General features: G+C 61.1%; 5 protein-coding genes and 1 tRNA gene. 4 read left to right on the forward strand and 2 right to left on the reverse strand.

Going from position 1 to position 8,684, the window contains the following annotated elements; genetic code table 11:
• Positions 1-156 precede the first annotated feature (156 nt).
• Positions 157-1,770 (reverse strand): plasmid recombination protein, encoded by a 1,614-nt coding sequence (locus ACOHX0_RS13865; RefSeq protein ID WP_420677435.1) that lies wholly within the window; start codon positions 1,768-1,770, stop codon positions 157-159.
• 804 nt (positions 1,771-2,574) lie between these two features.
• Here ACOHX0_RS13865 and ACOHX0_RS13870 point away from each other — a divergent pair.
• The 4 genes from ACOHX0_RS13870 to ACOHX0_RS13885 all read left to right on the forward strand — a co-directional run bounded on the left by ACOHX0_RS13870 (position 2,575) and on the right by ACOHX0_RS13885 (position 8,601).
• Positions 2,575-3,069 carry a hypothetical protein gene (locus tag ACOHX0_RS13870; protein WP_420677487.1) on the forward strand — a complete coding sequence of 165 codons (495 nt, stop codon included), beginning with the start codon at positions 2,575-2,577 and terminating at the stop codon, positions 3,067-3,069.
• Positions 3,070-3,220: 151 nt separating this feature from the next.
• A complete protein-coding gene (locus ACOHX0_RS13875) occupies positions 3,221-4,126 on the forward strand; it encodes a GIY-YIG nuclease family protein (protein ID WP_420677488.1) in 906 nt (301 codons plus the stop codon).
• 94 nt (positions 4,127-4,220) lie between these two features.
• On the forward strand, positions 4,221-6,446 hold the full coding sequence (locus tag ACOHX0_RS13880; protein WP_420677489.1) for an AAA family ATPase: 2,226 nt from the start codon (positions 4,221-4,223) through the stop codon (positions 6,444-6,446).
• A 454-nt stretch (positions 6,447-6,900) separates the two neighbouring features.
• Positions 6,901-8,601, forward strand: a complete 1,701-nt coding sequence (locus tag ACOHX0_RS13885; protein WP_420677495.1) for a recombinase family protein — start codon at positions 6,901-6,903, stop codon at positions 8,599-8,601.
• On the opposite strand, the gene ACOHX0_RS13890 is transcribed toward ACOHX0_RS13885, so the two are convergent.
• Positions 8,558-8,634 (reverse strand) — tRNA-Met (locus tag ACOHX0_RS13890). The genes ACOHX0_RS13885 and ACOHX0_RS13890 overlap by 44 nt on opposite strands.
• Positions 8,635-8,684 lie beyond the last annotated feature (50 nt).

The raw sequence follows: 8,684 nt of genomic DNA on the forward strand, positions 1-8,684 counted from the left end.
CGCAAAAGTCCGGTTGGTCCGGCATTGCCGCCGTTTGAACCTTGAGTTTGCAAAGGTCGCTTTTCTGCGCGTTCCTGCCGTCCAACATAAGCGCAGCGACTCCCCCTACTGCCATAACCTCCAGGCTGAGAATTCCCAGCAGACCTTTCGCCGATGTCAAAAATCAAATCTCTGGTCTTGGGTGCCGCGTTGCAAGATCCCGGAAATGACAGGATCCTCCGGTAAATCCAGCTGCCTGCGGCATACCGCGACCGCCTCAGCGTCCCGGGCAATTTCCATTCGGCGCTCGTGCAATGCGTCCTCAATGATCTCTGCGATGATCTTCAGAAGGATTTCGAGCAGCGACATGGCTGGTTCAAGCCTAGTATGCATCTCCAGGGGCAGCGGACGTTCCGCAGCATCGCGCGGTCCATGCACCAGCTTGCCCCCACCGCCTTTTTTAATGGGCACCCATCGCAGCTGGTCTCTGCGGATCAATTCCAATCCCAAATTTAGTGCCTTAGCCTGTGCCCAAGCAACCGCAGCTTCCTCTTCCCGGGCACAAAGTGCTGCTTCCCGTTCGGCCAGTTTTTCTTCCTGCTGCGCAGCCCGTTCGGCCTTTTCTTTCAAGGACCCTTCCCTCGCCTCAACCTCCCTTTCCCTTCTCGAGACCATTTCTTCTCTGGCCGTGACCTCTGCCTCCTTCTTCTTCAAAGAATTTTCTTCCGCCGCGACGCGGCGTGCCTGCGCTTCCAGCGCCTGCTCCCTTTCCTCTAGCTGGGTCTCGAACCGAAGGTTCGCCAGCTGCTCTTCCGCGCGGGCTTTGGCACCGGTCTTGCGCGCGGCGTACTGCCTGGTGGTCAGGCGCTCGTGGCCAGGCCCTTTGCGAAGAAGCCCGCAAGGCCGGCCGACCGCTTCGTAGTAGCAGTCCTGGAAAGCTTTCATCGCCGCCGTGAAAGCAGCCTTCTCCGGGTTATTCCCAGATCTTTTCTTCCGGGCGGCATGCAGATGGCGCCCGTTCTCTACCGACCATTCTTCGAGCTTTCTGGCATTGGCGGCCTCGACCCCGGCGCAAGCGGCCCTCCATTCGGCCAATGCCCTTTCGTGTTTTGCCATATTCTTTTTCTGGGTGACCCGGTTCTTGCTTAGGCGCGGCTTTTTTGGCTTCTTGGGTTTCGGCAGCAATTCCGGTTTCGGCAATGACGAAAGCGTCTGCGGCTTGTCATGCGCGGCCCGGTATTCCGCAGCCGCCGCTTTACCCACGTGCAGCTTGTTCGCATCCAACCGCGGATCGCCCGCATTCAGTGCGAGGATGTGCATGTGAACATGCGCCTCATCCAGGTGAATGACCCCAGCGAAGGCGACGCCTTCCGGCATCCGCTTCCGGAAATCCCGCACAGCCAAGTCCGCCCACCGGGCGATCTCCTTCTGGTGCCTTGCCCGATCCGCCAGGAAATCCTTGGACGCCATGGGGTGTGAATGGATCTCAGTGTACAATGTCGGCGCATCGGACCGCAGGCTGCGGCTGTAAGTTTTTCCGGATTTCGCGGTCACGGTTTCCCGGATTTCGCTGCATCGCCGATCGTGCAGCGCCTGAAGATCACTGACGGCCATCGCCCCTCGGCTCAGAACCGGCAGTGGCGCGCGCGGGTTTTCGACATGCATGGAGAAGTCTGGGTTGCGCTGCGCTTCCTCAAACACCTGACGCGCACAGTTCCACTGATCTTTGGTTCCCTTCAACTTCTTCGGCTTGCGAGAATAAGTTTCGATATGGACGAATTGGTATGCCATTTCGCGGTACTCCTTTTTTCATTGAGTACGCGACCTCGGCGAAAACGCAAAAGCGGATCCGACCGATAACACCCTGTAAATTATTGGGTTTCTGTTGCCATATTGTTTTTCTGTGACTTGGGGCAGCACAGGATGATGCGCCGCACGCGCGCAAATGCTCCCCATAGGGACAGACTATAGGTAGCTGAAGCTACCTCGTCTGCCCCTCACGCCGGGGAGGCGCTTCAGCAGCCCTGCGGGTGCTTGCGCGGCCGGTTCCCGGCCTTGCATCAGAGTTGAGCTCGATTGTCTTTATGGGTGAGTGCAGAACTTTTGGCACACGCGCATCGACTTTCTTCGATCGCTCCGTGATTGCCTAACAGTAGAGCTGCCAACCGAGTTCTGTTCCTCCCGGCAACCTGCAATGGCATATTGATTTTCAATAATCTGGTGGTGAAGGAGATTGTTCGGCGGCCTTGGTAAAGCGCGTCCTGTTCGCTTATACGGTGAACACTAGGCCGGATCTTCGCCACTGGACCTGGCGCTTGCATCCAATCCTATTTCGATCAAACGGCGGATGGCCTCGTTCTCAGACTGCAGTCTATGAGCGAAGCGAAAGTCTGTGATGCGACTTGCCTGCTCTTCAGTCAGATTAACGAGCTTTTTGATCGGGTATACGGTTTGCTTTGCCATAAACTTCCAATAAGCGATATGCGGTATATTGACAACTCCTCGATATAACGCATATGCTCTATATGCGGACGGTAGAGGTGTCGTTACCACCTCTCCGCCCTAATCACACTGATCTCGGTTGAGGAGACCAACATGACTACCGCACGAGTTACCACGCGCGTGAGCGCGGCGAAAGACCTGCATCCTGCATTAAACGCCCCGGTTGCTGACAAGGGGCCCACCCCGATTTCCCGCACATTCACCATGCTCATCGAAGCTATGGATGAGGCCATCGAACTGGAGCGCGACCTGTCGCACAGTATGAGTTGGGATCCTGCGAGCAGCGGCTTCGCGGAGGCGGCGGAGAACCAGTGGCAGGACTGCCTGCAATTGGCTTCCGATGTTTTTTCCGCCCCAACTTCTTCCGCCGAAGATCAGCCGCTGCAGCGCATGAGCATGCTGCTGCACTTTCTAATCGAATCCGGAAGCCCGGACGAGGCCCTGCGTCTTCAGCATCTGATGTATGAGCATCGTGATCTTTTCAGCACGGCAGATCCCGGTGCCCGCAAAGCGCTGAACCGCGCAGCCCGGCACGTTGATGCCATCGTTCAGATGGCCACGGCAGCCCAGGACTTCGCGCCGGACTGATCCCGCCCCTATTCCCTGACAATACCTGACCTGGCCACGCAGCGGGGTTCTCCGCCTGCGCCCGGCCGCGTCCCATCCGTTTCCAGAATTTCTCCGGCAGGCGCTGCGCGCGCCCGCCGTCCCCTATCCCTTTGCCTGACTGGAGCTTTTCATGACCCAATCCGCAACTCAGACGTTTCCGCTCACCACCCATACCCACTGGCGCGACGCTGCCGCAAGCAAAGGCTTCGACATCCTGCAGCGCATCCGGGACCGCTACCACCTGCTGCTGCGCTGCCGGACCTGCGGGGCAACGCACATGAGCAAGGTTTTCGTGCTGATGAACAACCAGCCGCTCTGCCCGCATTGCGTCGAGGCGCGCTGGCAGGCCGACGCCAAGGCCGCCGGGCTGCAATGGGCCGGCCGCGATCCCGAGAGCCGTCACCATGGTTTCTACATCGCAGACTGCGGCCACCGCCTCCGGCGGCAGCTTGAACTAATCAAGCGCGCGGCCGCGGGGATCTGCGACGTGCGCTGTGAGACCTGCCACAGCCGAAAGGAACAAGAGGAAGCCGCAGCCCAGGGCTGGGACCTGACCGGGCCCGACTCGGAAGGCGATCCGAACTATCGTCTCTATCGGCATCTATCCTGCGGCCATGTCCAGCGTATCGCCAGAGCCAACATGCAGACCGGAAGGTTTGGCTGCGGCAAGTGCGGTGACGACTGGCCCGCCGCGCCAAGCCATCTCTACGCCATGCAGTTCAAGCTTGCCAACGGGACCTGCCTGGTCAAACTCGGGTTTTCCCGGAACCCGGACTCCCGGCTGCGCCACCAGTTACTGAGACACCGCGCCCTGGACGCGCAGATCCTGAAGACTGTCCCGATGGCGACCGGGCAGCTTGCCTTGCAGACAGAGAAGCGGCTGCATGCCAGGCTCAAGGCCACCTTCCCGGACAGTATCGCGCCGCCCGATCTTTATGCCGGATCCATCAATGTCAGGAGCGAGATCTATTTCGCGGATGTGACCCGGGAGATCCTCCGGATGCTGGACGAGATCGCCACTGACAGCGCCGCCTGACACTCCTCCATCCACCCTCTCAGCGCCGCCCCAGCCAACCCGGAGTCCGGGGAGGGCGGCGCCCCCTTGCCTGCTTTTTACCCGGAGACAACCGATGCCACAGTTCTCATCTCACCCCTCACGTCCGGCCTGGGTCTCGTTTGGCAAACAGGTCCTGCGCCGGATGATCTCGGAGCAAAACAACGCGGGTGGCAAACGTGACGCCGCTTTGCAAGACCACCCCAAATCCAAACTTCTGGACGCGCTCAACGACCTGCCCAAGACACAGCCCCGGGCCAGTGAGGAGCTGGACCAACTCCGGGAAAGCGGAATCGACGGCTGGGCGCTGGACGACAAAGGACGCAGCTGCCCCGCAACCGCCCTGCCCGCTAGCCGAAGCCTCGTCGCGCTGCGGCTTGCAGCAACCTTCACCTCATCCCGGAATGTCATGGACACGGTGCTGGCTCCGGGTTCCGTGACCGTGCTCTCCGGGTTCCGCACCGCGGACGCAGATCAAATCCTGGCAGCCTGCCGATCCGGTTTTCTGCCTGAAGCCTGGAAGGTCACGACCCGCGGAGATGAACAGCCCCGCGGGCAAGCCCTCCGGGTACTTCAAGTTACAACACCAACTGGAGCGTCCCGGACTGGCGATCTCTACCGCCTGGAGCGCAACTTGTGCGAAGCGCTGCAGCAGCCCTGGCCGCTGCTTATTCTGCTGCCCGACGGGGAAAGCCTCCCCGACGGTCTCAATACGGTCTTGCCCGACCCGGTCAAATTGGAGCAGCTCAGCCGCGATATCCTCATCACACAGATGGAGCACAGCCACAGCGCAACCGGAAAGATCGACCGGAAGGCCGTCGAACCGGCCCTCCCGGACGACAGTGTGCTGGCCCGACTGGGTGACCCGGATATCCTTCTGGCGCTGCGCGCTCCGGATGCGCGCAGCGCGGCAGAGCGCCTGGCTGCGGCGATTTCCCGAACCAGGATGCAGGCAAGCGGAGCCGGTGCCCTCACCCTCGAGGCCATCGGCGGCAGCTCTCCTGCGCACCAGGCTGCGGCAGATTTGGTTGCGGACCTCCACAGCTGGCAGCGCGGTGAGCTCAAATGGAGCGCCATGTCCCGCTCGTTGCTTATTTACGGCGAACCTGGGACCGGCAAAACCGTGCTTGCCGGGGCTATCGCCACCTCAGCTGGGGTTCCCCTAATCCAAGGATCGTTTGGCGCCTGGCAGGCCAAGGGTCACCTTGGCGATATGCTTGCCGCCATGCTGACCTGTTTCCGGGATGCCAAGTCCCACAAACCCTGCGTGCTATTCATTGATGAGATCGACAGCTGCGGGTCTCGCGCCGACACCGGCGACCGCAATCAGGCCTACCGCCAACAGGTCATCAACGAGTTCCTGCGCCAGATCGATCTGCTTCACCGCGAAGAAGGCATTCTGCTGATCGGCGCCACCAATTTTCCGGGAAAAATCGACCCGGCCATCCTCCGCCCAGGCCGTTTCGACTTGCATCACGAGATGCCGCTTCCAACCCGGCAGCAGATCCAGGTCATGCTTGAGCAAGCCTTCCCGTACTCCGGGCAAGACCTGGATGCGCTGTCCCGGAACCTGACCGGGCAAACCCCGGCCGTGATCGATGCAAGAATCCGCGACGCCCGCGCCAAGGCGCGGCGCCAGGGGCACAACTTTGACCCAAGATTTCTTGAGCAGATCCTCGGCCAGGAACTAGGATACCGGAAGCAGCTGGATGAACGCATCGCCGTGCATGAATGCGGGCACGTTATCTCCGCGTGGCTCTACGGGGAGGAGATCAAACGTGTCTGCCTCTCTCCCACCGGAGGGCTGACCGAACGCACCGCGCCCCCGAGCGCTGGACTGGAGGCGGATTTCGACCGGCAGATGACGATCCACCTCGCAGGCCGCGCAGCGGAACGGCTCGTGTTCGGGACGATCTCCGCAGGGGCGGGCGGAGGCTCAGCCTCAGATCTCGCGAAAGCAGCGCAGCTATCCTTGGCGATGGACTATGAACTCGGCCTCGGCATTCATGGCAACGCCTGGCTCGGGACGCAGGACTTTGCCCGTTTGACTGCAGAAGAACGCAAGCGCCTGCAGGAAAGGCTCGACTATGCCGAAGACTGCGCCCGCGCCTTGCTGTATCCGCACCGGCACCTGCTCCGGGAAATGGCAATGGTTTTGACGCGTGAACGGGAGTTTGACGCTAGCACCGTAAAGTCCTGGCTGCAGGCCTTGCCCCGCAAGACTGGAACGGATGATGGTCCGGATCGCATCGGGGAGGACGCTGCAAACACAGCAACTGCATTCGGCGCAACTTCCGGATAACTCCCTCCCGGAAATAGTTTGCGCCCCAACGCTGTCCGAAAAGCAACCCTCCCGGCGCCGCCGCGCGGCGCCAGACAAGACCCTGGCCAGACAGGTTATCCACATAAACCCGGCACGGGGCGGCATCTTCCCCGCTTTCAAGGGGCCCGCCGTCCTCCCGCTCCAGATATGATGTAGCCAACACCCGTCGGGTCAGATCCCGGCCAGATCAGCAGCATCAGAAGACCGCCCCGGGCCTGTGTCCGGGAGCGGCGGGAGACCTCGGCCAATGGCGCGGGACCAAAAGAGCTATGTCAATTGCCAGGAGACAGCCTGTCTCTCCGGTACACCTCAGACAAACGGCCAGGCCAACTGTCCGGCCTCGCTTCTGCACATCATAAGGCTCCTCGCCCGCCAGGCTGCTCACGAAGACATCGCGGCACAGAGGAGCCAACAGCCTTCGAAGGAATAAGCCATGAACACAACCCCCGGTCTCCGAGCTGCCATCTACGCCCGATACTCTACAGACAAGCAAAAAGACACATCCGTCGAAGACCAGATCCGGCTGTGCCGCCGCATGTGCGAGCAAAACAGGTGGCAGGTCACGGAGGTTTTCACCGATCACGCGCTCAGCGGAAAAAACACACTTCGTCCGGGATACCAGAGCCTGATCCAGGCAGCGGAAAGCGGCCAGATCGACATCATTGTCGCCGAAAGCCAGAACCGCCTCTCGCGGGACATGGCGGATTCCGCAAACCTGTTGAAGCGCATGAGCTACTTCGGGGTCAGGCTCCACACAGCTGCTGAGAATGAACTGGACGATATGAAGGTCGGCGTCAGCGGACTGGTGTCCACCATGTTTCTTCGGGACCTGGCCCAGAAGACACGCCGCGGTCTGGAAGGACGCATTGCCAGGGGCAAATCCGCTGGCGGGATTGCCTACGGCTATCGGGTGAAGCGCGAGATCCTTGCCGACGGCTCCGTCACTACCGGCGACCGGGAGATCGAACCGGAGGAGGCCGCCGTCATCGCCCGGATCTTCCGGGAGTACGCAGACGGCCTTTCCGCGCGCTCAATCGCTGCCGCGCTGAACGCCGAAGCAGTGCCTGCCCCCCAGAGCGGCAAGGGCACCGGAGCCTGGAACCCCTCGACGATTTCCGGGAACATCAAGCGCGGCACCGGTATCCTGAACAACGAGCTGTATATCGGGCGTCTGGTCTGGAACCGGCTGACCTACGATACCAACCCGGACACCGGCAAACGCTTGTCACGCCTCAACCCGCCCGAAGACTGGAAGATCGAAGAAGTCCCCCAGCTGCGCATCATTGATGACCAACTCTGGCACGCAGTGAAGACGCGCCAGGGAGAGGTGCGGCAGGCAATGAACCCGGCAGGCGTTCTGACCGAACGGCCCCGGCTGGAACGCGCGCGCCGGCCGGCCTACCTTCTGTCCGGCCTCTTGCGCTGCGCATGCTGCGGTGCCAGCTACACGCTGATCAACAAGACCCGCTATGGCTGCGCCGGCGCGCGCAACAAAGGCGCAGCAATCTGCACCAACCGCGCCACCATCGGCCGGGAAGAAGTGGAGGAGCGGGTTCTCTCCGGGCTGAAGCAGCGCCTGCTGGCGCCGGACCTTCTGGAGCAATTCGCCGAGGAATACCGTAAAGCCTTCAATGAAGCCGCTGCCGGAGCCAGCCAAGAGCGCCAGAAGGCGGAAGCCTCCCTGCAGAAGGTGGAGGGAAAGATCGCGTGCATTCTGAAGGCCATTGAAGACGGAATGTACCATGCTTCGATGAAGGCTAAGATGTCGGAACTGGAAGCGGAGAAGGCCCGGTTGGATGCCATCATCAAGGAAAGCCCGGAGCCCCCTGCCCTGCGGCTGCATCCCAGCCTTTCGCAGCGCTACCGCGAGATGGTCGAGGATCTCGCCCGGTCGCTGAACGCGCCGGAGGTGAAGCGGGAGGCCACTGCGTCGCTGAGGGCGCTGATTTCTCAGGTGCGGATGGTTCCGGACGCGGATGCGGCGGGCGGGCATCAACTTGAACTTGTTGGGGAATTGGCGGGGCTGTTGGCATTGGGTCAGCCGGACTCAACAAAGCCCCCGCTGTTTGCAGGGGCTTGGTCGGAAACGGTGGTTGCGGGAGCAGGATTTGAACCTGCGACCTTCAGGTTATGAGCCTGACGAGCTACCTGGCTGCTCCATCCCGCGGCAGGGTTGTTTTGTTTGTCATCGTGTTTTTTTGAGAGATGATTTGGATT

It is taken from the genome of Cribrihabitans pelagius (genome assembly GCF_048820915.1).
Lineage (GTDB): Bacteria > Pseudomonadota > Alphaproteobacteria > Rhodobacterales > Rhodobacteraceae > Cribrihabitans_A > Cribrihabitans_A pelagius.

Bases quoted from the DNA above. Each gene is read 5' to 3' on its own strand.
- ACOHX0_RS13865 (WP_420677435.1), bottom strand. From the start codon at position 1,770: ATGGCATACCAATTCGTCCATATCGAAACTTATTCTCGCAAGCCGAAG.
- ACOHX0_RS13870 (WP_420677487.1), top strand. From the start codon at position 2,575: ATGACTACCGCACGAGTTACCACGCGCGTGAGCGCGGCGAAAGACCTG.
- ACOHX0_RS13875 (WP_420677488.1), top strand. From the start codon at position 3,221: ATGACCCAATCCGCAACTCAGACGTTTCCGCTCACCACCCATACCCAC.
- ACOHX0_RS13880 (WP_420677489.1), top strand. From the start codon at position 4,221: ATGCCACAGTTCTCATCTCACCCCTCACGTCCGGCCTGGGTCTCGTTT.
- ACOHX0_RS13885 (WP_420677495.1), top strand. From the start codon at position 6,901: ATGAACACAACCCCCGGTCTCCGAGCTGCCATCTACGCCCGATACTCT.